This is a genomic window from Ignavibacteriales bacterium, from assembly GCA_020635255.1.
Taxonomy (GTDB): Bacteria; Bacteroidota; Ignavibacteria; order Tepidaquicellales; family Tepidaquicellaceae; genus JAEYVS01.
This window is the reverse complement of the sequence record JACKAC010000001.1, coordinates 1,653,719-1,675,267: the sequence shown is the minus strand read 5'-3', so window position 1 is coordinate 1,675,267 and position 21,549 is coordinate 1,653,719. Positions and strand designations below refer to the sequence as shown.

23 protein-coding genes are annotated in these 21,549 nt (G+C 41.8%); 19 read left to right on the top strand and 4 right to left on the bottom strand.

Going from position 1 to position 21,549, the window contains the following annotated elements; all coding sequences use genetic code 11:
• Positions 1 to 71: 71 nt before the first annotated feature.
• The 7 genes from H6614_07580 (at position 72) to H6614_07550 (ending at position 5,439) form a co-directional block, all read left to right on the top strand.
• Entirely contained in the window at positions 72 to 1,880 is a 1,809-nt protein-coding gene (locus H6614_07580; GenBank protein MCB9243515.1) for an ABC transporter ATP-binding protein, read from the top strand.
• Between the two features lie 74 nt (positions 1,881 to 1,954).
• Positions 1,955 to 2,854 (top strand): EamA family transporter, encoded by a 900-nt coding sequence (locus H6614_07575; GenBank protein MCB9243514.1) that lies wholly within the window; start codon positions 1,955 to 1,957, stop codon positions 2,852 to 2,854.
• Positions 2,855 to 2,969: 115 nt separating this feature from the next.
• Positions 2,970 to 3,143: a hypothetical protein gene (locus H6614_07570; GenBank protein ID MCB9243513.1), complete on the top strand. Its 174-nt coding sequence runs from the start codon at positions 2,970 to 2,972 to the stop codon at positions 3,141 to 3,143.
• A 2-nt stretch (positions 3,144 to 3,145) separates the two neighbouring features.
• Positions 3,146 to 3,484 (top strand): EamA family transporter, encoded by a 339-nt coding sequence (locus tag H6614_07565; GenBank protein ID MCB9243512.1) that lies wholly within the window; start codon positions 3,146 to 3,148, stop codon positions 3,482 to 3,484.
• A complete protein-coding gene (locus tag H6614_07560) occupies positions 3,481 to 4,395 on the top strand; it encodes a DMT family transporter (GenBank protein MCB9243511.1) in 915 nt (304 codons plus the stop codon). The genes H6614_07565 and H6614_07560 overlap by 4 nt, the downstream gene beginning before the upstream one ends.
• Before the next feature lie 165 nt (positions 4,396 to 4,560).
• The gene (locus H6614_07555; protein ID MCB9243510.1) at positions 4,561 to 5,010 is read left to right on the top strand and encodes a hypothetical protein; all 450 of its coding nucleotides are present in this window, start codon (positions 4,561 to 4,563) and stop codon (positions 5,008 to 5,010) included.
• Positions 5,011 to 5,439, top strand: coding sequence for a hypothetical protein (locus tag H6614_07550; protein MCB9243509.1), 429 nt, complete (start codon positions 5,011 to 5,013; stop codon positions 5,437 to 5,439).
• Here H6614_07550 and H6614_07545 read toward each other — a convergent pair.
• The 3 genes from H6614_07545 to H6614_07535 all read right to left on the bottom strand — a co-directional run bounded on the left by H6614_07545 (position 5,432) and on the right by H6614_07535 (position 7,369).
• Entirely contained in the window at positions 5,432 to 6,355 is a 924-nt protein-coding gene (locus H6614_07545) for a methionyl-tRNA formyltransferase (protein MCB9243508.1), read from the bottom strand. The genes H6614_07550 and H6614_07545 overlap by 8 nt on opposite strands.
• 12 nt (positions 6,356 to 6,367) lie before the next feature.
• Complete coding sequence (def, locus tag H6614_07540; protein ID MCB9243507.1) at positions 6,368 to 6,928, bottom strand: peptide deformylase; 561 nt, start codon at positions 6,926 to 6,928, stop codon at positions 6,368 to 6,370.
• 75 nt (positions 6,929 to 7,003) lie between these two features.
• Entirely contained in the window at positions 7,004 to 7,369 is a 366-nt protein-coding gene (locus H6614_07535; protein MCB9243506.1) for a hypothetical protein, read from the bottom strand.
• Between the two features lie 184 nt (positions 7,370 to 7,553).
• Here H6614_07535 and H6614_07530 point away from each other — a divergent pair, with 184 nt between their 5' ends.
• From H6614_07530 to H6614_07500, 7 genes are all read left to right on the top strand, one after another.
• On the top strand, positions 7,554 to 9,542 hold the full coding sequence (locus H6614_07530; protein MCB9243505.1) for a right-handed parallel beta-helix repeat-containing protein: 1,989 nt from the start codon (positions 7,554 to 7,556) through the stop codon (positions 9,540 to 9,542).
• Between the two features lie 54 nt (positions 9,543 to 9,596).
• Positions 9,597 to 11,534, top strand: coding sequence for a hypothetical protein (locus H6614_07525; GenBank protein ID MCB9243504.1), 1,938 nt, complete (start codon positions 9,597 to 9,599; stop codon positions 11,532 to 11,534).
• 173 nt (positions 11,535 to 11,707) lie between these two features.
• Positions 11,708 to 12,640 carry a mechanosensitive ion channel family protein gene (locus H6614_07520; protein MCB9243503.1) on the top strand — a complete coding sequence of 311 codons (933 nt, stop codon included), beginning with the start codon at positions 11,708 to 11,710 and terminating at the stop codon, positions 12,638 to 12,640.
• Between the two features lie 30 nt (positions 12,641 to 12,670).
• Complete coding sequence (gene fusA / locus H6614_07515; GenBank protein ID MCB9243502.1) at positions 12,671 to 14,782, top strand: elongation factor G; 2,112 nt, start codon at positions 12,671 to 12,673, stop codon at positions 14,780 to 14,782.
• Positions 14,783 to 14,800: 18 nt separating this feature from the next.
• Positions 14,801 to 15,553, top strand: coding sequence for a TerC family protein (locus H6614_07510; GenBank protein ID MCB9243501.1), 753 nt, complete (start codon positions 14,801 to 14,803; stop codon positions 15,551 to 15,553).
• A gap of 96 nt (positions 15,554 to 15,649) precedes the next feature.
• A complete protein-coding gene (locus tag H6614_07505) occupies positions 15,650 to 15,940 on the top strand; it encodes a GIY-YIG nuclease family protein (protein MCB9243500.1) in 291 nt (96 codons plus the stop codon).
• Between the two features lie 129 nt (positions 15,941 to 16,069).
• Positions 16,070 to 16,729 (top strand): hypothetical protein, encoded by a 660-nt coding sequence (locus H6614_07500; GenBank protein ID MCB9243499.1) that lies wholly within the window; start codon positions 16,070 to 16,072, stop codon positions 16,727 to 16,729.
• 202 nt (positions 16,730 to 16,931) lie between these two features.
• On the opposite strand, the gene H6614_07495 is transcribed toward H6614_07500, so the two are convergent.
• Entirely contained in the window at positions 16,932 to 17,756 is an 825-nt protein-coding gene (locus H6614_07495; GenBank protein ID MCB9243498.1) for a TonB family protein, read from the bottom strand.
• Between the two features lie 304 nt (positions 17,757 to 18,060).
• On the opposite strand from H6614_07495, the gene paaA reads away from it, so the two are divergent.
• The 5 genes from paaA to H6614_07470 all read left to right on the top strand — a co-directional run bounded on the left by paaA (position 18,061) and on the right by H6614_07470 (position 21,437).
• A complete protein-coding gene (paaA, locus tag H6614_07490; protein MCB9243497.1) occupies positions 18,061 to 19,047 on the top strand; it encodes a 1,2-phenylacetyl-CoA epoxidase subunit A in 987 nt (328 codons plus the stop codon).
• A 16-nt stretch (positions 19,048 to 19,063) separates the two neighbouring features.
• Complete coding sequence (locus H6614_07485; protein ID MCB9243496.1) at positions 19,064 to 19,441, top strand: hypothetical protein; 378 nt, start codon at positions 19,064 to 19,066, stop codon at positions 19,439 to 19,441.
• Between the two features lie 13 nt (positions 19,442 to 19,454).
• The gene (gene paaC / locus H6614_07480) at positions 19,455 to 20,231 is read left to right on the top strand and encodes a phenylacetate-CoA oxygenase subunit PaaC (protein ID MCB9243495.1); all 777 of its coding nucleotides are present in this window, start codon (positions 19,455 to 19,457) and stop codon (positions 20,229 to 20,231) included.
• Positions 20,232 to 20,306: 75 nt separating this feature from the next.
• Positions 20,307 to 20,810: a phenylacetate-CoA oxygenase subunit PaaJ gene (gene paaJ, locus H6614_07475; protein ID MCB9243494.1), complete on the top strand. Its 504-nt coding sequence runs from the start codon at positions 20,307 to 20,309 to the stop codon at positions 20,808 to 20,810.
• A gap of 246 nt (positions 20,811 to 21,056) precedes the next feature.
• On the top strand, positions 21,057 to 21,437 hold the full coding sequence (locus H6614_07470; protein MCB9243493.1) for a PEGA domain-containing protein: 381 nt from the start codon (positions 21,057 to 21,059) through the stop codon (positions 21,435 to 21,437).
• Positions 21,438 to 21,549: the final 112 nt, after the last annotated feature.

Genomic DNA, 21,549 nt, shown 5'->3' with positions numbered 1-21,549 from the left:
GACTTATTTTATCCTCCAACTTTTACATATTTTCTACCGTATAATTCACCTAATTTTACTTCATCCAATTAATGAAGATTCTTTATAAATATCTCGGCTTTTACTGGAAGCTGGTTTTCCTGGCATTGTTTCTCGCAGCCGTTAACCAGGTCTTCTCATTGCTCGACCCCTGGATATTCAGGATCGTCATAGATAACTACGCGACAAAGTTCGATCAATATACATTCGACCAGTTCTGGAAGGGCGTGGGGCTTCTCCTCCTTGCAGGTGTAGGTGTGGCTTTGGTGTCCCGCATAGCAAAGAACTTCCAGGACTACTACGTAAATACAATAACCCAGAAATTAGGCGCTCGTATCTATTCCGACGGACTGAGGCACTCGCTCCAGCTTCCGTACCAGGTTTTCGAGGATCAGCGAAGCGGTGAAACGCTCGGCATCCTGCAAAAAGTCCGCTCCGATGTTGAAAAGCTTATCACCATGGGCGTAAATACGCTTTTTACGACGCTCGTGGGATTGATCTTCGTTATTGTATATTCATTTACAATACACTGGGTTATCGTTCCGCTGTATATTATTACAGCTCCGCTTATAGGCTGGCTCAGTTCCATTCTCAGCCGGCGTATTAAAAGGGTACAAAAGAATATCGTATCGGAGACAACCGCTCTCGCGGGTTCGACCACAGAGTCACTTCGCAATATCGAGCTTGTAAAAAGCTTAGGACTTGCCAACCAGGAGATAGAACGGCTCAATAACACCACGATGAAGATCCTTGGGCTCGAGCTGAAAAAAGTAAAGTTCATCCGCACGCTCAGCTTCATACAGGGCTCCGTTGTAAATCTTCTTCGTAACGTCATCCTGTTCGCGATGCTCTATCTTATTTTCGATCAGCAGATAACCTTCGGACAGTTTTTCTCACTGTTCATTTATTCTTTCTTTATCTTTGGTCCTCTGCAGATGCTTGGCGATATAATTAACACGTACCGTGAAACGGAGGTCTCGCTCGAGAACTTCCAAAAGATCATGGATACTCCTGTCGAGCCCCAGCCGGAAGACCCCGTCGAGATAAACAGCATCGATAATCTTGAGTTCGATAAAGTAAGCTTTAAACATCTTTCAGCTACTAATTACGCTCTCACGGATATTTCTTTCAAAACCGGCATTGGTCATACTATAGCTTTTGTAGGTCCGTCCGGCTCCGGTAAAACGACCCTCGTTAAGCTTCTCGTTGGATTATATCATCCTATGTCCGGGAATATCCTTTATAACGGGACACCTCAAAACGAGATCGACCTGAACACCCTTCGTGAGCACATAGGCTTTGTAACACAGGACGCACAGTTATTTTCCGGTACAATAAGAGAAAACCTTCTTTTTGTGAACCCGAAGGCTACTGATGAAGAGATACTGGACGTATTAAAAAAAGCCGCGTGCCAGCCGCTCCTTGCCCGCGCAGATAAAGGTCTGGACACTGTAATAGGAGAAGGAGGGGTTAAAGTCTCCGGCGGTGAAAAACAACGTTTGTCGATTGCGCGTGCCTTACTGCGCAAACCGACATTGCTTGTGTTTGATGAAGCGACGTCGGCGCTTGATTCTCTTACGGAAGAAGAGATAAGCAAAACTATCCGGGACGTATCCGAAAGTAAGGATCACATTACGATCCTGATCGCTCACAGGCTTTCAACGATAATGCACGCAGACACGATTTATGTTCTGGAGCGCGGCCGTATTATTGAATCAGGCAAACACAATGAACTCTTAGAGCTTAAAGGGCTTTACTATGCTATGTGGCGTCAGCAGATAGGAGAGAGAAAAACCGATCTGTTATTGGAATCCGGTAACGGTAAACCGTTTACCGCTGCCGAAGAAAACATCCTCAATTAGATCACCGCGAAAATTCCCTGTTAAATTCACGGTGGAAGATATTCACCGGGATGTCTAATTTGTCTTAAATAAAAATGAGTAATACCGAAAATAAATATTCACTCTCATCCTGGATCACCCTGCTTGTTCTTGCAGTGGTCTGGGGTAGCTCATATATACTCATGAAAAAAGGGCTTGTTGTGTTTCAACCGATGCAGATGGCATCACTCAGGATAGGCTTCGCGTTCATTACCATGATGTGGATTGCGCTGTTTAATCTCAAAAAGATCCCCCGGAAAAAACTCAAAATAATTCTGCTTGCCGGATTGATAGGTAACTTCTTCCCGGCTTATTTATATGCTTTCGCCCAGACTCACGTGAACAGCTCTCTCGCCGGAATTTTTAATTCGCTTACTCCTTTATTCACCCTGCTGATCGCTGTTACGGCTTTCCGTGTAAAGGTTACCGGCTTGCAGATCACCGGGATAATGTTAGGGTTTCTCGGTTGTGTAGGTCTTAGTATGGTCAATAGCACAGGCGGTTTCGGCAATATCAATCTATACGTTATCCTAATTGTTATTGCGACGATACTTTACGGCATTAATATTAACCTTATCAAATCTAAGCTCTCAGATATAGATTCATTACTAATGACATCATGTGCCATGATGTTCATAGGACCGTTTGCCATCGTGTACCTTGTCACAACGGATTTTGTTACGGTTATCACTGAGACTCCGGGCGGGTGGGAGGCGCTTGGTTATGTGGCTCTGCTCGGTATTACCGGGACGGCGTTAGCTCTTTTCTTCTTTAACCGTCTTATACAAAACACAGGACCCGTCTTCGCATCGATGGTAACCTACCTCATGCCGGTTGTTGCGGTGTTGTGGGGCGTCATAGACGGTGAAGAGATCTTCCCGCTTCACTTTGTCGGCATGGCGCTCATTATATTCGGTGTGTATCTCACAAATAGAAGGGTCAGGCAAAGTAATTAAAGAGTTGCAATATCATCCTTAAAAATCTATTTTTGTATATCACGGCATTAGGTCAGGTGATTCTTTAATTGGAGGAAAATTAAAGTTATCTTTAATTAATTAACGAATCACAATCTTGAATACTCCTACATCTTCATCCGGCGGTAATCCGACACTTATCGACTGGATCTCACTGGTTGTAATTGCTTTTGCATGGGGCAGTGATTACATCCTCGTTAAAAAAGCATTGGTGGTCTTTACCCCAACCCAGCTTATTGTATTAAAATATATTTTCTCTTCCCGGTCATGATAATGTATTTTTTCGTATTTGATTATCCTGTGCATGTAAAACACGTCCCGGCTGAAGAACTCTGGCTTGCGCTGGGGGCTATCTTTATCCTGGGCACGGTCTCAATGATGGCCGGTGTTGTTCTCTACAATAGGCTTCTCTTTCGTACCAGCATTGAATTTTCATCGACGGTACTTTATCTTGTTACATTCTTTGCGGTAATGTGGGGCGTTATCGATGGCGAAAAGCTTTTCCCGATGAATTTTATAAGTATGGCGCTTATACTTATCGGTGTTGTTTTAGTTGACCGCCTGAGCAGAAAGGACGTTCCTCATTACGAAAACATACGAAAGTTTAGATGACCGAAAAAGACACCTCTCCAGATGCACAGGCGTGGATATTAATGATAGTGCTTTCTGCCCTATGGGGGAGCGCCTTTCTTCTCGCATCCAGAAGCCTCGAAGTATTTTCTCCTTACATCGTAACGTGTCTGCGGATGCTTTTTGCCGCGGTAGTTTTGTCATTCTTCTTCTTTCCGCATTTCAGAAAGATCCCTAAAGAAAAATGGGTCTATATTCTTATATCCGGTTACATGGGTTTCCTTGCGCCGTTTCTGCTTTATGTGATCGGGCAGACACATATTAGAAGTTCTATGGCGGGCGTTCTTATGTCTCTTAATCCGGCTCTCACTTTCCTCGTAGCAGTGATGGTATTTAAGATCGAGTGGAAGATCACACAGCTTGCCGGCGTTTTAATAGGGTTTGCAGGGTGTATGATCATCGGATTTGTCGGTGCTGATGGCGGGTTCGGTGATTTTAATTTTTACATATTGTATCTTGTCGCCGCAATGGTCCTCTTCTCATTCAGCGTAAACATCATTAAAGCCAAACTCGCTGACGTGGATGCCGTCCTTATCGTTGCCGCGTCATTTGTGGTAATTGCTCCGGCATGTATAATCTATCTTATCGCGTCTGATTTTCCGGTGGTAATGTCATCTCACCCCGACGTGTGGAAATATCTCGGCTATTCTGCAATACTTGGCGCAATATCTACCGGGATACCTTATGTAATGTATTACAAGGTGATACTCCTCTCTAACGTTGTCTTTGCCAGCACGGCTAATTACTATACTTCGCTTGTTGCCTTATTACTTGGAATATTTTTCGGTGAGAAGGTTTACCCGCTCGACTACATGGGGATGATCCTTATTCTTGTAGGTGTGCTTATTGTTGGTTTAAAATGGAAACACCATCACTTCCTGCACAGGATATAATTTTGCGCTGTCAAAGGTTTTATTTTATTTCTCCTTCCTCCTTCTTCGAGAAAATGAATATACAACTGATAAGAGGTAATGTTCTTAGGATGAACTAAATTGAATAATTAATATTTTTAGCTTAACTTTATTCTTAATAATTATTCATTTAATGCTCCCCATTAATTGAAGAATGCTGCTGAAAATATTGATTTTTTAGTTAGTCAGATCGAAGACATTTTAAATTCCCGGATAAACAACAAGAAATTCTATTTCAATCTTTTAATTGTAAAAATATGCCTCGCAGTTTTGATTTCTGTTATTGTTTTTGTATTTGAAGGTAACGGAACCACAAGAATCGCTTCACTCATGGTAAGTGTTTTCATCTCCTCTACCAGTGCTATCGACGTCCATAAATTAATTAATTTTAACGACCAGATAACAGTTTTTGCATTATATAAAAAGAAAGCTCTGCAATTGAAGCATCTGGAAGACGAATCTAATTTCGAGGATAAATTTTGGGAATTAGACAGTAAGGTAGAACAATATTTTTATTATGTTGAAAAGAAAAATTATGCACTCATCTCAAAGAAAAAGGAGATCCCATTTTTTAAAAATATCGAAGGAGTATCTTGAATGGATAAACCAGATCATGATAATTCGAAGACTGACTTTGAAGTTTTATTAAGCCAGAAAGATAAAAGCAGTAAAAGAATAAGTATTTTAATGTTTATTATACCCACAGTGGTTGTATGCGCAATTGTGACTTATTTTGCCATAGAATTGGTAGGAACCAATAATTCTCTTTCGGCTCAAAATGATTCATTGAGTCTTACCGTAACTCAAAAGGATAGTCTTAGCCTTGTACTTGCCGAAGCACGCTATGCGGAAAAATTAACTTTAATAAGCGAGAATAAGACTTTGAATGATTCAGTTGGGAAGCTTAATGATTCATTGTCTAAGATAAGCAATACTTTGGAAGCAAGTTCATTTATGATAGATTCTCTGAAGAAGGAATTGGAAACACCAGATAGTTTAAGGCAGGGAATTGAGAAAGTTAATTGAGTCTCAATTCTTTAGTCGTTCTCAATCCATTTATAAAATCTGAAGCAAATATTCTTTTTTTCCCTTCGAGTTGAAGCTCAGTTATCTCCAGTTTCTTGTCAGCCGTGTTTACGAATATGTTCTTTCCTTCTATAAGAACTGATCCCGGCTCTCCGTCGCTTTGCATTTCCGTCATTCCCGCCAGGTATATTTTCATGTTCGCTCCATCGAGGGTTGTCCATGCGGTAGGGTAGGGGGAGAGTCCCCTTATGAAATTGTAAATCTTTTCCGCCGGCAGACTCCAGTCTATTTTACAATCTTCTTTGAATATCTTCGGCGCGGGTGAAGCAAGTGTATCATCCTGCGGGCTGACCTGCACACTGTCAGATTCTATTTTTTGCACAGTTTCCAGCACCGCTTCCTCACCAATGAATGAGAGCTTATCATGTAATGTCCCAGCTGTCTCATCTTCATCTATCCTTACTTTTTTCTGGAGTATTATATTTCCTGTATCAACTTTATCCTGCAAAAAGAACGTCGTAACACCACTCTCTTTTTCGCCGTTGATTATAGCCCAGTTTATCGGTGCTGCGCCGCGGTATTTTGGCAGGAGCGATGCGTGCAAATTGAACGAGCCCAGTTTGGGTATCGTGTAAACTTCTCTCGGCAGTATTCTAAACGCGACGACCACGATCAGATCGGGCTGTATTTCTGTCAGCTGTTTAACGAACTCTTCGTCCTTAAGCTTCTCCGGTTGAAGAACCCTTAATCCTTTTTCCAAAGCAAATGTTTTCACGTCGGAATACGATTCTTTTAATCCGCGTCCTTTCTTTTTGTCGGGAACAGTCACCACCGCCGGGACGTCATATCCGTTCTCAAGCAGAATATTTAAAGAGGGGACAGCAAATTCCGGCGTCCCCATGAAAACTATTCTCATTATCAGGATAAATTAATATTCCAGTTCGGAGTGAATAAACAGCGGATAAAACGCTTCTATGTTTTTATTCTTTATGTCCTTCAGATCTTTTTTCAATTCCTTCATTTGGTCGGCATCCAGGTAATCGATGAAAAGCTTTCCATGAAGATGGTCTATCTCATGCTGAACAACCCGCGCGAGCAGGTCGTCCGCCTCCATCGTTTTTTCATTCATGTCTATATCGTGATACCTGAAGAATACCTTCTCCGGTCGCGTAACCACTGCTCGTAGTCCGGGGATGCTCAGGCATCCTTCCTCACGCTCTATCTCGCCGTGTGTTTCGAGTATTTCCGGGTTGATCATAGTGAGAGGTTTGAATTCCTTGTATTCCTCAGATCCCGATAGGTCTATCACCGTAAGGGCTTTGAGTATATTCACCTGCGGTGCCGCGAGTCCTATACCCTCGGCATTATGCATAGTCTCGAACATTCTCTGGATGGTGCGGATCAGGTCAATGTCAACATCCTGTATTTTCTGCGTTTCCTTACGCAAAATATCCATTCCGTACGTCGTTATGGGGAAATATTTGCTCATATTTTCATTGTTATATTAAATGCTGTCTAAAATGTAAATTAATATAAATCTCTTAAATGTTAAATAAAGAAACACCTATCTGTTTTTAGTAAATTCATTTGCTTCATTTTGTAAATCCTTAATAAAATTAATACTTTGCTCATATTTCTCTTTCAAAATCTCCAATTCATTTTTCAGATAATTAATCTCATTTATAAGTTCCTTTTTTGAATAGTCCACGTGGTCAGGAATGAACATCTCCCCGTTTCCATATAAAAGCCAGTCAGTATTTACGATTGGGAATTTTTCTTTAACGTCAGACGCAAAGTTTTTACCAATACTTCTACCGCCCTTTATATAGGTATTAATATTTTGGGGGAGCTTGCCAATTCTAAAAGCAAATTCTCTCTTTGTAAGACCAAGCTTCGATATTAGTATTTCCAGTCTTTTTGCGGATTCCATAATAAAAATGTGTTGCTCCTCTTGACAGTATAATACATTTAGATTATTTTGCTAGAGCTACCATACCACAAATGTATTATAGCAAATTTTAAACCAACAAAACAGGTAATTCACAAAAACTTCTTAAACAAAAATTTAAAAGGAGAAAGAAATGATTTTTCTTGAAGATTTTTTACCCCCAGGAATGGGAGAAACTATCACAGATAAGTTTGAGGATGCTATCGATGCCGCAAAGAACAGCGGTGAAGAACAGATCCTTGTTTTAGAGAATCGCAGGGAGTATACGATCGAGCGTACACTTGATGTAAGCGGACTTACGATCATGGGTAATGGTTCTAAATTAATTTTCGACTTTTCGGACAGCTCAGAGGTTGGTCTAATTGCAGAGGGCTCGCTCGGTACTCTCAGAGCGAGCGATTCGACTGCAGCTAAAAGAACGAGTTTTGTAGTAAGCAGTGCAATTGACGCTGATAACCTTGAGACGGGGGATCTGGTTCTTGTTTCTTCCGATTCGACCGTTGCAAGTGTCAAGATTGGAGAGATTAAGAGAGTTAAAAAGTACGATGATACTAATGATAAGGTTTTTTTCAATGATTACTTATTTGATACTTATGAAGACTCCGACTCCCCTGTAGTTGCAAAAATTTCCCCGGTAAAACTTAAGATTTATGATCTTGAAATTGAATATGCTGATCCAGAATCTACAGATTCCGAAACTGCAGGTATACAGGTTAAGTACGGAGATAACATCGTAATTTCCGGGGTAAAATTTAATAATGCAAAAGCAGCAGCAATAAGATTAAAAAGCTGTTACAATCCTTTAGTCGATAATTGTGAGGTTGATAATTCTAATTTATCCGGTGAAGGTCATGGAGTATTACTGGAAAACGCATGCATGTACTCGACGGTCAGAGATTCTAATTTTGTAGGTATCAGACATGCAGTTATAACAAGCGGTGATTCCGCGGAAAGGGGTTTACTATGGGAAGCCAGTATTCATAATGTAAGCGGAACTATCATGACCCTTGATGAAGAATCCGCGTTCTCAATAGGAGAAACTACAGCTTCAATGACTTTCAGGGATTGTACTGCCATTGGCGGGTGGAACATAGATGAATTTACACAATGGATGGAAGAAACAGAATATTTAACTGATGATATTGTTTCCTCTCCGGATTTATATGGAGGTTATAAATTGTTTAAAGCCCGTGTTGATAATCCGGATACGAGTAAACTTCCAAATTCAAATCTGGACGAATGGGAAATGTTAGATCCGGACGATTTTACCTATGGAGGAATTGAAATAAAATGTAAAGGTGATGTAGTAATTCACAATTTCCGGACTATTGCATTAAAATACGGTGTCAAAGTTCTTGGTGATGAAGTTGATAACCTAAATCTCATGATTAAGGATATGTATGCGGAAGAAGTCGCATACCCTGTCTATGTCGGTGAATCCGGTGATGATGTAGAATTGGATCTCCTTTCTGTCGATGGACTAATTTCCACCAGTTATAAAGATTCATATGATCATCAGTATCCGGCTATTTTGATCCGGTATTCTTCTATCAATAAGTGGTACTTTAATAATATTAAATGTTACAATAAAAGGCTGATGGAAATTGACCACATAGACGGATCTACGTTTGTGGTTCCACAGGAATTAGTGATCAGTAACTCCTCTTTAACATACTCTGATGCTTTATCAGGAAGCTCTCCTTCCGAATATTTATTAATGCTGGCACAGGATGCCGGGGATGTGTATCCGGTAAGTACGATTGTTTTTAATAACCTTAAGACAGACGGAAGCAAACTGTTTTATGTGCAAGCTGTATCGGAGACGACAAGTTCAGGGCTTTTCTTTGTATTTAATAATTGCACTTTTACTAATATACCGGCATCTTCTATTGGATTTAAGAATGATATAGGTATTGAAGGTCTGGTTTTCAATGGTTGTGTATATGAAACGAATGGGAGCCGTTTTATTGATCTAAATTCCGATGCTGGATATATTGGGCTGTCCGGAAATTCCTTTTTAGGGTCTCTTGGTTCATCACTGATAAATAATCCTTCCAGTCATTTAGATACACTTTACCATACAGGTAATGTTTTAAATGGCAATACACTAATAAATAATTCTCCTTCGACGGATAAAGAGTATGGTGATACTTAATTAAATAAAGTATAAAGAATCATTAATTATAAAAAACATAAAGGAGAATAAAAAATGATATTTGTAAAGGATTATATCGCGATGTATCCAACTGACATTACTTATGCCTTCGAACAGGCTATTTTAGCAGCACAAAATGGTGGAGAAGAGCAGATCCTGGTTCTCGAAGACAGGGGTGTCTATACTATAGAAGAGACCCTAAGTGTTGACGGGCTTACGATATTAGGAAATGGTTCAAAGCTGATTTTTGATTTTTCAAGCGCGGGTATTGGTTTGACAGCTTTAGGCTCGTTGGGAACACAAAGAGCGATCGATTCTGTCGCGGTAAGGGGAACCAATTTTGTAGAATGTTCGGGCATTTCCACCGATGGGCTGGAGACAGGCGACCTTGTTTTAATATATTCGGATAAGTTTGCCGGAGATGGCATAAAAGTCGGTGAATTGAAAAGGGTTAAATTGTATAAGGATAGTAAAGTGTATTTCGATGACTATTTGTTTGATACATATGAATTAGTTGATCCGCAAAGTGTAAGTGATCCGCCTGAAAGTTACAACCTCAGTATTGCTAAAGTAAATGCTACAAAGCTTAAGATTTTTGATTTAGAGATAGAATTCCCGCGAATTGAACCGGTTTGTCCTGTTGATCCACAAGTGGAAGATTACTTACAGGGAATTTATGTTGAATATTGTGATAATGCAGTTATTTCTAATGTTAAATTTAATAATTCATTACTCGCTTCGATAGCACTTTATAACTGCTATAATCCGCTTGTTGATAAATGTGAGGTTGATAATTCAAACCTATTTGGTTATGGCTATGGGGTAATGATCGGGAATGCATGTTCATATCCAAAAGTTAGAGATTCCAATTTTGTTGGTATCCGGCATGCAATAAGATGTGGTGGATTGACTACCGTCAAAGGTGGAAAACAATGGGAGGTTAATATTGAAAATGTCACGGCAACAGTTACTACCCCTCAACTTGGTGAACATGCGTTTGTTTTTGCATCGTTTACTGGCTCGGTGATATTTAAAAACTGTACCGCCATTGGAGGCATACCTGATTCTCAGACGGCTATAAAGTACACAGGTGTGGGTATAGGAATGAAAGGCAATGTTTTGATTGAAAATTTCAGGGCTCTGAATCTCAATGGCGGTGTGGATTTCTATACAAACGCTTTAGAAGGTGAGTCTGATTCTTCACTCATTGAAAGAGCAAACATAGTTATTAAGAACATGTACACAGAGAATGTTGTGTACCCTGTTTTTATTGGTGGCAATAGTGATACTTATAATATTGATATGTTAAACATTGATGGATTAGCATCGGTAAATGATGGAAATAATATTGAAAGTGCTGTGATTACTATTCAAACATCTAGCATAAAAAAGTGGAATTTTAATAATATTAATTGTTACAACAAGACTATGTTTACAATTAGAGAGCAGCCCCTCGAAAATCCACCAGAACTTACATTGCCGCAGGTGATGGAAGTAAATAATTCTTCTGTTATATATACCGACGATATTACTCCGACATTTTTCATGCGGTTCCTTAATGAATCACCCAGCAATCAGTTTTGTCCTGTAAAACAGGTCATCTTTAATAATCTTTATATTGATGGCAGTAAATTAGTATATCCAATCTCTCTGCATCTGTATGGCTCGCAGGAGGATTTAGGCTTAATTTTCAATAATTGTGTTCTGCTGAATCTTCCCAGCAATAGTAAGATATATAATCTTGCAAAAATGAATGGTATCGAATTCAATAATTGTGTTTGCAGGGTAGATGATTCTGTGTTAATTGAGGTGATCCAAGATATGGATTACATTAGCGTAACTAATTCTGTTTTTCTAGGAACACAAAGCTCTTCCTTGGTAGACTGTGGGACAGCTCATCTTACGAATTTGTTCCACTCCGGCAACTACCTCTATGGAAACACCCTTTTATCGGGTTCTCCCGGGACTACACTAGAAAAAGGGGATTTTTAAAGTATATTTACAAAACCGGGGGTAAAACCCCGGTTTTTCCTCATAGGTTCATTTCTCGCCGACTTTCCTCAAAATTGCATATTTTTAGTAAATTATCTTTATATTATTGATACAATATGTTATTTTCTTTCTTTGCACCAAAACTGCGGTAATCTCACAAAAGTTCGTATTTTATGTCGTTAATCCTATACTTAGCGTCCGTATTTTCTCTTTTTCAAGGTAAAGATGATAAAGATTACGTGGGTCTGCTTGCGTCCTATTGGGAGAGGTTTCTCAATTCTCTTCCGCAAATAGTTATAGCATTAATAGTTATTATAGTGTTCTTTATTATTGCAGGACTAGCCGGGCGTACGCTGAAACGCAATCTACTGAAGCGAATGGAGGACCAGCTCCTTCCTGTTTTTCTCGGAAGGATACTTCGATGGACGATCATTCTAATCGGTTTATTCATTGCGGTTAACGTTCTTGGATACGGCGGTGTCGCGAGCGGTCTGCTTGCGGGACTTGGTGCTTCCGCTCTAATAGTTGGTTTTGCGTTCAAAGACATAGGAGAGAATTTCCTCGCGGGCGTAATACTTGCCTTCAACCGCCCGTTCGATATCGGTGACGTTATTGTTTCACAGGACTATACCGGGACGGTTAAGGAAGTCGATATGCGCGTGACAACTATAAAAACTTTCGACGGAAACGACGTCTTTATCCCTAATTCGATGATAATAAAAAACCCGGTGCTTAACTATACTATGGAACCCACGCGCCGTCATGAATTTATTGTTGGTGTGGAATACGCGAGTGACCTGGGTAAAGCAGTACAGGCGGTACGATCCGTTCTCCAAGACAATAAGGAAGTTCTGGACGATCCCGCACCGGATGTTATTCTAAATGATTTTGGTTCAAGTTCAATAAATATTATGGTTAGGTTCTGGGTCAATAATGGATACCTTACTCGCTCGCAGTTCGACGTAAAGAGCGACGTGATAAAGGAAGTTAAGGAGAAGTTCGATGCGGAAGGAATAGACATACCGTTTGATATACTCCAGCTCCAGATACATGACAAAAACCAGCCTATACCGCTGGATGTAACAAAGAAAGAGTCAAAAAAATAATATTAATAAATTTTTTAAGGAGATTTATTTATGCCTGACTATAAATCAGAACAAATCAGAAATGTATCTGTCATTGGCCATGCCGGAACCGGAAAGACTTCCTTTTGTGAGGCAGTTCTTTTCAGTTCCGGAGTAACCAATCGAATGGGAAACGTTACCGAGGGTAACACAGTTAGTGACTATCACGAGGACGAGATAGAAAAACAAATGTCCATCAACGCCTCAGTGATGAATGCCTTCTGGAAAAAGTCCAAAGGCGACAAAATAAAAATTAACCTCATCGATACACCCGGTTTTATGGATTATATCGGGGAAGTCGTATCCGCGCTGAGGGTTTCAGATACTTCCATTATTACGCTCGATGCATCAAAAGGCAGGGAAGTCGGCACCGAGATCACTTTTCACAACACAAAGCATTACCGTAATAACATCATCTTTGTTATAAATAAACTCGACCACGAAAATATAAATTTCGAGAAGGTTATTGACCAGCTTAGGGAAAGTTTTGGTTCGCGTGTGGCAGTAATGCAGTTTCCTGTGAATTCCGGCACCGGTTTTAATGCCGTTGTTGACGTTGCTAAAATGAAGCTTCTGAAATTCTCCACCGACGGTTCAGGTAATTATACCGAGGAAGATATACCCGAAGACCAGAAAGCCAAAGCAAAGGAGTACCACCAGAGGTTTGTTGAAAATATCGCTGAGGAAGACGAGGAACTTATGGAAAAGTTCTTCGAGGGAGACGAAAATCTCGCGCCGGAAGACATTGAGAAAGGTCTTCTTCTCGGTATGCAGGAAAGGAAGATATTCCCGGTATTCTGTGCCGCTGCCGACAAAAATATCGGCATTAAACCAATTTTGGATTTTATCGCTGACTATACCGAGTCACCGCTCGATAAACATCCGGAACACGCGCATAAACCCGGTAGTGATTCAGAGGTCGAAGTCAAAGCCGATCCGAATGGTGAACCGACGATCTTCATATTCAAAACCGTCTCGGAAAAGAACATCGGTGAGCTTTCATTCTTCCGTGTCTATTCCGGTAAGGTCACGCATGGTATGGACATGGTAAATGAAGCTAACGGAAAATCAGAACGCCTTTCACAGCTTTTCTCTATGAATGGAAAGAACAGAAAAGAAATGGATGCTGTTATCTGCGGAGATATTGGAGCCGTTGTTAAACTAAAAGATACTCACACAAATAATACACTTAGCTCTAAGAACAACCCGGTTGTACTTCCTAATATCAAATTTCCCGATCCGAATATAACACTCGCTATCCATGCGAAAAACAAAGGCGACGAAGATAAGATTGCAACGGCGCTCCACTCATTCCACGAGGAAGACCCGACGTTCATTTCTTCATTTATTCCCGAAACAAGAGAGACAGTTATCAGCGGGCAGGGTGAATCACACCTCGAGACTGTTATAAAAAGAATGAAGGAAAAGTATAAGCTAGAAGTAGAAGTAAAAGACCCGAAGATTCCTTACCGTGAGACTATACGCTCGACTGCAAATGACATCGAATACAAACACAAGAAACAATCCGGCGGACGCGGACAGTTCGGGCACGTTCATATAAAGATAGAGCCTCTCGAAAGAGGACAGGGATTCGAATTCGTCGATAAGATCGTCGGCGGTGTTATTCCCGGCAGGTTCGTTCCGGCTGTTGAAAAGGGTATCAATGAAGTTCTCAAAAACGGCGTCGTTGTTGGATGCCCGGTCATTGACGTTAAGGTAACGCTATTCGACGGCTCTTTCCACAACGTTGATTCGGATGAAAATTCATTCAAGATTGCCGGCTCGATGGCATTCCGAAAAGGATTTATGGAAGCCGCTCCGGTTATTATGGAGCCGATCTATGACGTCGAAGTGGTGTTCCCGGAAGAGTTCATGGGAGCTGTCTCGGGCGATGTATCTTCGAGAAGGGGACGAATACAGGGAATGGAAGCCGAAGGACACCTGCAAAAGCTTAAAGCGCAGATACCTCTTTCCGAAATGAACGGTTACTCATCTACGCTTCGCTCGCTCACGCAGGGCAGGGGAACGTACAAGCGCAAATTTTCCCACTACGAGGACGTACCGCGCGAAGTGGAAATGAAGATCATCGAACAATACAAGGCGGAGAAGGAGGAAGCCGCATAATAATTTTCATGCGCACATATGGAATTCTTTGAAATATTCACACGCCCTGAGACTTATGTAAGTCTTGCCACACTTACATTCCTGGAGATAGTTCTGGGGATAGATAATATAATCTTTATCTCTATTGTAACCGGCAAGCTTAAAAAGGAAGTGCAGGAAAAAGCCCGCATCACGGGACTTGCCCTTGCTCTTGTTTTCAGGGTTGCTCTGCTTTTTGGCATTGTGTGGATAACCAATATGGTGCAGCCTCTCATAACAATTTTTGGACATGATTTTACGGGAAGAGACCTTATCCTGATAGCGGGAGGTCTCTTTCTGCTTACAAAGAGCACTCTCGAAATCCACGATAAGCTAGAGGACGACGAAGAGAAGCAAAGAAAGTCGAAGATTAATACTTTCGCCGGCGCAATAATACAGATCGCACTGCTGGATATCGTCTTCTCCTTTGATTCGATCCTTACTGCAATAGGTCTTGTGAAAGATATCGAAGTGATGATAGTCGCAATAATCCTTGCGATGATCGTTATGGTGATATTTGCCCGGTGGGTCAGTGATTTCATTCATAAGCATCCCACTATCAAAATGCTCGCGCTTGCTTTCCTGCTAATGATAGGGCTGTTATTATTCGTCGAAGGATTCCACATCGAGGTACCGAAAGGCTACGTTTACTTCGCGATGGCGTTCTCGCTGTTTGTCGAGTTTCTCAATATGCGCCTCCGCAAAAAGAACTCAAAACCCGTCGAATTACGGGATGATGAAATTAAAGAGTAGCCTATTATCTTGTCATTCTGAGCGTAGCGAAGAATCTCGTTTTTAAATTGCAGCATGTCATTCTGAGTGAAACGAAGAATCTCTTAAGAAATCCTAATGCGAAAAAGATACTATGTATACATAATGACAAATAAAACAAATACCGTCTTATATACCGGAGCAACCAAAGATTTGCTTCGAAGAGTATATGAACACAAGAACAAACTTATCGAGGGTTTTACAAAAAAGTATAATGTGACAAAATTAGTTTATTATGATGAAACAACCGATATAAGACTTGCTATACAACGGGAAAAGCAAATAAAAGGCTGGCTAAGAAGTAAAAAAATTGCTTTGATAGAAGAGACAAACAAGAGCTGGGAAGATTTATCAAATGGATGGTTTTAGAGATTCTTCGTCATCCCGATAAATCGGGACTCCTCAGAATGACAAACAACTTTTTTTGCAATTCAGAGTAAATGAAGAATCCCAAAGAATTTTATAGGAACAAAATCTTTCTGAAGGAGTTTTTATAATATGACTACACACGCACCTCAACACGATGTTGAACCCAGAACGTTTACCTTTGATATAAAACGCAACTTCATTGACCGAAGGGTGAAGAAGCTTGTTATCTCACCGGAACGTCTCGAATTTGCCGGTGACTCTATGCTTATAAGCCGTATAAGTGACATTCGCTATGGCTCCATACAGCAAGTCGTTAACGGCATCAAGGCGGGTAAGACGTATGAGATAGTATTCCGTTCGCAGGATAAAAAAGTGATAAAGATCTTCTTCGGTTCAGCCAGCATTATGAAAACCAATAAGTCACTCGACGATCACTATAATGCCATCCTTTCCGGGGTTTGGGTGAATATCCTTAGCGGAATGGTGAACCGCACTATTAGCGAGATCCGTAACGGAAAGAATTTTACAGCCGGAGGGTGCGAGGTTTCCCGGACAGGAATGAAGCTTACCACTTACAAATGGTTTAAAAAGAAGGAAACTTTTGTGGAATGGAAGGACTGTGTAAAGAGTTATGTAAATGGTGAGATCCACCTCTGGTCGAAGAATGATGAGAAGAGAAAATGTACGATTAGTCTTCTCAACATATGGAATGCAGTTGTGCTTGCCTCTATGCTCGACTTTCTTTTTAAAGAAGGAAGAGTCTTTTCGATGTTCGATGTTTCCCCGTAAAACAAAACCCCGCTGTGAAGTCAGCAGGGTTCTCCTAATTTAAAGAGCCGCTTAAATGACTCTTTTGTTTGTCGCTCTTAATTAAACGTTTTTACGAACTAATTGTTTCATATATTTAAAAACCCCGCACTCTACTGCGGGGTTTTGTTTAAATAAAGGAGTAAGTTACTCTATTCCTGTTCATCGTATGTCAAACTCTTATTTAGTGATTAAATCCGCTTTTTAGTTTAAAGTTAAACGGAACCGTTACCCAGCATTTTACTGTTTGTCCATTCATCATCGCAGGTGTAAACACCAGGTCATCTACCTTTTCCCTGATCTCATCTTTAAATATGTCCGGTCCTGATATACTTCCTACTTTAATTACTTCACCGTTTTTCCCGATGAGTATCTTCGCAACCATCTTACCTTCGATTCCCTGGTCTATCGCGCTTTGCGGATAGCGCAGTGAGCTTTTTACACTGCTCAGATTTACCGGTACAGGCGCTTTCTCAACCTCAAACGGCTGGAAGTTCTTTTCAGGTTCGACTTTTGGCGGATCCTTTTTGATATTTGCATCTATCTTCGTATTATCGATCTTTATCGTTGCGTCAGTGATGTTTGTACTTCCGTTATCATCACCGTTACTTGATACCAATCCCTTTACCTGATCCAGCTGGTCCTGTGACTTCGTTGTCAATTTTTCAGAATCTACTTTTCTTGTCGGAACAGGTGTCAGTGATTCGAGATCCTTTTTCACTGTTACTTTAGGTTTCTCGATAGCTACCGGTTCCTGAACTTCTTTCTGCTCATTGATCATCGGTACCTCATTAAGAATGATTATCCTTTCTTTTATCTCATCCTTTTTATCGGCGTTTGCGTCATTCATTACTGACGACATAAACCAAGCTCCTACTACAGCGAAGTGAAATGCGACCGAAAATATAAGCGCCCGCATTGCGTACTTCTTATAAAAGTTCTTCAATTCTGCGCCCTTGTACTCGAAGAACTTTTTTTGTTCTTCTCTCTTTTGTTTTAGTTGTTTCATTTTCGGTCTCCTTTCTTGTTAGGTTTTTGACCTTTTAGTTTTTAAACATGATACACTTTGGTTTGTTCCACAACTTTTTTTGTCATTCCCTGCGGAAGCGGGAATCTAGAGTATATCCCTTAAAGCGTTATTTTATGATAATTCTAATTTATTTTTATGTGCGGCACTCCTCCAAAAACTTTAATAACTCAAAAAAAACTCCATTTACTGCATTTAGCATTTCTTATAAGATTAGAATGAATTATTATAGAGAGAAGCTGGTTTTAATTATTAAAGAGATAAGATAAACTAAAAACAATAAATTATGTATGGTGGCGGCTATATATTCGAACCCTCCGGCAACGGCGAGGGTAATGTAGATGACCCGAAAAAGCTCGAGGAGTTTGAGGCGAAGATCGCTGCGGGCGAGAAGATCGAACCCACGGATTGGATGCCTCATGAATACCGCAAGCAGTTGATTCGCATGATAGAACAGCACGCGCATTCCGAAATAATCGGCGCGCTCCCGGAAGGCACATGGATAACTCGCGCTCCCGGTTTCCGCCGTAAACTCGCGCTCATGGCAAAAGTGCAGGATGAAGTCGGCCACGGACAATTATTGTACAGCGCAGCAGAGACTCTCGGAAAACCACGCGAGCAGATGATAGACGATCTCATCTCCGGCAAATCAAAATACTCAAACGTGTTTAACTATCCCGCTGTGACGTGGGCTGATACCGCTGTCATTGCGTGGCTCATCGATGCCGGCGCGATAATTAACCAGGTTGCGAATTCCAAGGGCTCGTATGCGCCTTATTGCCGTGCTTTGGAACGCATCTGTCAGGAAGAATCGTTTCATCTAAAATACGGGCACGACAATGTTGTATTTCTCGCGACGGGTACGCCAAAGCAAAGAGAAATGGTGCAGGAAGCGCTTAACCGCTGGTGGCCTCCGATAATGCACTTCTTCGGACCATCCGATAAGATATCCGTGCATACCGAAACACTCATGCGCTGGAAAGTGAAGATGGCTTCCAACGATGCGATGAGGCAGAAATTCCTCGACATGTACGTGCCGAAGATATGGGACCTCGGTCTTACTATTCCCGATCCAAAGCTGAAAAAGAACGAAGAGACTGGTGAGTGGGAGTACACCGAACCCGACTGGGATGAATTTAAACGAGTAATTAACGGCGACGGTCCCTGTAATAAAGAGCGTCTTGCCGTGAGAAAGATGGCTGAAGAAAAGGGCGAATGGGTACGCAAAGCATTAGCTAGACAGGACGAGAAGTATATGGTTCCTTTATCATAATTTATTAGCATCCGTAATGTCCATAAGATCACTAGACCCCAGGGTCACACGTCTCGGTATTCCCGAAAACCAGGAGCTTACAAGCGATAAGTCCGCCATGGATCAATGGCAGACTTATGAAGTCTTCACGCAGGCAAAATCCGGCGCGCATCACACTCACGTGGGTTCAGTACATGCCCCTAACGGCGAGATGGCGTACATACTAGCCAAAGAGCAGTTCGGGCGCAGGAGCAAAGTCACGTCGCTGTGGGTAGCGAAGACAGCCGTCATCGTAACTGCTGAAAACGACGCCGAACTATTCCTCCGCAACGACGAAAAGCTCTACCGTGAAGCCGGCGGGTTCAAAGTTATGGAAAGGATAAACGCTTTTAAGAAGAAGAACAAAAGTGAATAAAGAATTTTCCGAAATAGAAAAGACAGCCGTAAAAGACCTCATCTACAGGATAGCGGACGATGACCTCATTCTCGGTCACCGCAATTCCGAATGGACGGGGCTCGGTCCCATTCTCGAGGAAGACATCGCCTTCTCCTCCATGGCGCAGGATAAGCTCGGCTACGCGCAGGCTTACTATACCATATTGCACGACATGGGTGAAGCCGATCCCGACACGCTCGCTTTCAACAGGGGAGCAGGCGTAAGCGAAAATATTGAGAACTTATACAAATGCTGTCACCTCGTCGAATATCCCATCGGCGAATACGATTTTAGCCTGATGCGCCACTTCCTTTTCGATTACGCTGAAGCCATACGTATGGAGATGCTGATGAACTCCGCTTTCGAACCGCTCGCTCAGCTGGCGAGGAAGTTCCGCGGGGAGATCCGCTATCACATTATGCACGCCCACACCTGGATAAAACAGCTCGGTCACGGAAGTGAGGAATCCCGCGCGCGAATGCAGTCTGCGCTCGACGAATGTATGCCTCTCGCTCTCGGCATTTTCGAGCCCTCGGAATATGAGGACACGCTTATCGAAGCCGGCATTTTTCCCGGTGAAGCCAAACTCCGCGAGGTGTGGCTGGAACAGATAAAGCCCGTCTTCGCGGAAGCAGATCTGAATATGCCGGACGTGAACACCATCGATCCCCATTACGGCGGAAGAAAAGGTTTCCACACGGAATATCTCAAACCGCTCCTCGACGAGATGACGGAAGTTTACCGCATCGACCCGTCTGCCGAGTGGTAGCAGGTGAAAAGTGAGAGGTGAAACGTGAGAATTCTTTGCCTCTGACCTCTGACATTTGACCCTTGACTTTAAAGAATGCTTACGAAAGAAAAAATACTGACAGCCCTGCACGATGTAAAAGACCCGGAGATACCAAAGCTCTCCGTAGTAGACCTCGGTGTGATAACCGGAGTCGAAATTCTATCGGACAACACAGTAGGAGTTACCAACGTAAGGGTTCAAATGACGCCGACCTTCGCGGGATGTCCCGCGCTCAACGTAATGAAAGACGACATCAAAACGCGCCTCGAAGCCATGCCGGAGATAGATTCCGCTGAAGTCAATGTCTCCTTCGATACAAGGTGGTCTACGGATATGATCACCGATGAGGGCAGGCGCATACTAAAAGAGTCCGGCTTCGCCCCGCCCCACGTGCTGGGGGAACAGCTCGTCCAGATAGACATACTAAAGGACGCCGAATGCCCCTTCTGCGGAAGCAAGGACACCGAACTCCGCAACTCCTTCGGTCCAACACTTTGCCGTGCCATACACTACTGCAATCACTGCAAGCAGGCTTTCGAGCAGTTCAAACCTGTCTGAATAATTTCCATTCTTTAAAAAAATATCTTTTCCTGCGATTTTGTGCTGTAAGTAACAAATTATTATGACCTCTCTTTTCCTTTAAAGATTGATTTTTTTTCTAAGTCTGGCTATCTTACTCATGTACATATAGCTACACTATCACAGCCTGCTCATTTTAGATACTATTATTATTCAGGAAGCGCAAACACCTTTTTAGCAAATAGGAGAGGGGTATATCTCCCCCATTAAATTAATAATAGTATTATGAAACAACTCATCACATTAATCTTATTAGTTACCGTTAGTTCCTACATGTTCGCCGGTTGCGCGACTATTTTTGAGGGAACTAAGGAAGATGTTGACTTATCCAGCGAACCTCCTGGAGCAAATGTCTATGTTAACGGGCAAAACAGAGGTAAGACACCACTCACTTTGAATCTCAAGAAAGGTAAAGAGTATAACATTGAATTCAGGAAGGACGGATTTGAAACGAAGTTATTTGTATTGCAGTATTCACTTGGCGCCGGTTGGTTGATACTCGATATACTCGCCGGTCTTATTGGAATAATTGTTGATGCTTCGACGGGTGCCTGGAACGGCTTCGAAACGAATGCATACAAGGCGATCCTGGACGAAAAGCAATAAAAGTACTGCCCCTCTCCTAATTTTAAAAGTACTAATGAGCCGGACTGTGTGCACGGCGGTTCTCATCCCATTTGTCATTCCCACGAAAGCAGGAAAAAGTTGTGATTATATC

What these genes read in the sequence shown, in the direction of transcription:
- H6614_07565 (MCB9243512.1), top strand. Translation starts at nt 3,146, where the DNA reads ATGTATTTTTTCGTATTTGATTATCCTGTGCATGTAAAACACGTCCCG.
- H6614_07525 (MCB9243504.1), top strand. Translation starts at nt 9,597, where the DNA reads ATGATATTTGTAAAGGATTATATCGCGATGTATCCAACTGACATTACT.
- H6614_07560 (MCB9243511.1), top strand. Translation starts at nt 3,481, where the DNA reads ATGACCGAAAAAGACACCTCTCCAGATGCACAGGCGTGGATATTAATG.
- H6614_07510 (MCB9243501.1), top strand. Translation starts at nt 14,801, where the DNA reads ATGGAATTCTTTGAAATATTCACACGCCCTGAGACTTATGTAAGTCTT.
- H6614_07485 (MCB9243496.1), top strand. Translation starts at nt 19,064, where the DNA reads ATGTCCATAAGATCACTAGACCCCAGGGTCACACGTCTCGGTATTCCC.
- H6614_07530 (MCB9243505.1), top strand. Translation starts at nt 7,554, where the DNA reads ATGGGAGAAACTATCACAGATAAGTTTGAGGATGCTATCGATGCCGCA.
- fusA (MCB9243502.1), top strand. Translation starts at nt 12,671, where the DNA reads ATGCCTGACTATAAATCAGAACAAATCAGAAATGTATCTGTCATTGGC.
- H6614_07545 (MCB9243508.1), bottom strand. Translation starts at nt 6,355, where the DNA reads ATGAGAATAGTTTTCATGGGGACGCCGGAATTTGCTGTCCCCTCTTTA.
- paaA (MCB9243497.1), top strand. Translation starts at nt 18,061, where the DNA reads ATGTATGGTGGCGGCTATATATTCGAACCCTCCGGCAACGGCGAGGGT.
- H6614_07550 (MCB9243509.1), top strand. Translation starts at nt 5,011, where the DNA reads ATGGATAAACCAGATCATGATAATTCGAAGACTGACTTTGAAGTTTTA.
- H6614_07580 (MCB9243515.1), top strand. Translation starts at nt 72, where the DNA reads ATGAAGATTCTTTATAAATATCTCGGCTTTTACTGGAAGCTGGTTTTC.
- H6614_07575 (MCB9243514.1), top strand. Translation starts at nt 1,955, where the DNA reads ATGAGTAATACCGAAAATAAATATTCACTCTCATCCTGGATCACCCTG.
- paaJ (MCB9243494.1), top strand. Translation starts at nt 20,307, where the DNA reads ATGCTTACGAAAGAAAAAATACTGACAGCCCTGCACGATGTAAAAGAC.
- H6614_07470 (MCB9243493.1), top strand. Translation starts at nt 21,057, where the DNA reads ATGAAACAACTCATCACATTAATCTTATTAGTTACCGTTAGTTCCTAC.
- def (MCB9243507.1), bottom strand. Translation starts at nt 6,928, where the DNA reads ATGAGCAAATATTTCCCCATAACGACGTACGGAATGGATATTTTGCGT.
- H6614_07495 (MCB9243498.1), bottom strand. Translation starts at nt 17,756, where the DNA reads ATGAAACAACTAAAACAAAAGAGAGAAGAACAAAAAAAGTTCTTCGAG.
- H6614_07505 (MCB9243500.1), top strand. Translation starts at nt 15,650, where the DNA reads ATGCGAAAAAGATACTATGTATACATAATGACAAATAAAACAAATACC.
- H6614_07500 (MCB9243499.1), top strand. Translation starts at nt 16,070, where the DNA reads ATGACTACACACGCACCTCAACACGATGTTGAACCCAGAACGTTTACC.
- H6614_07520 (MCB9243503.1), top strand. Translation starts at nt 11,708, where the DNA reads ATGTCGTTAATCCTATACTTAGCGTCCGTATTTTCTCTTTTTCAAGGT.
- H6614_07535 (MCB9243506.1), bottom strand. Translation starts at nt 7,369, where the DNA reads ATGGAATCCGCAAAAAGACTGGAAATACTAATATCGAAGCTTGGTCTT.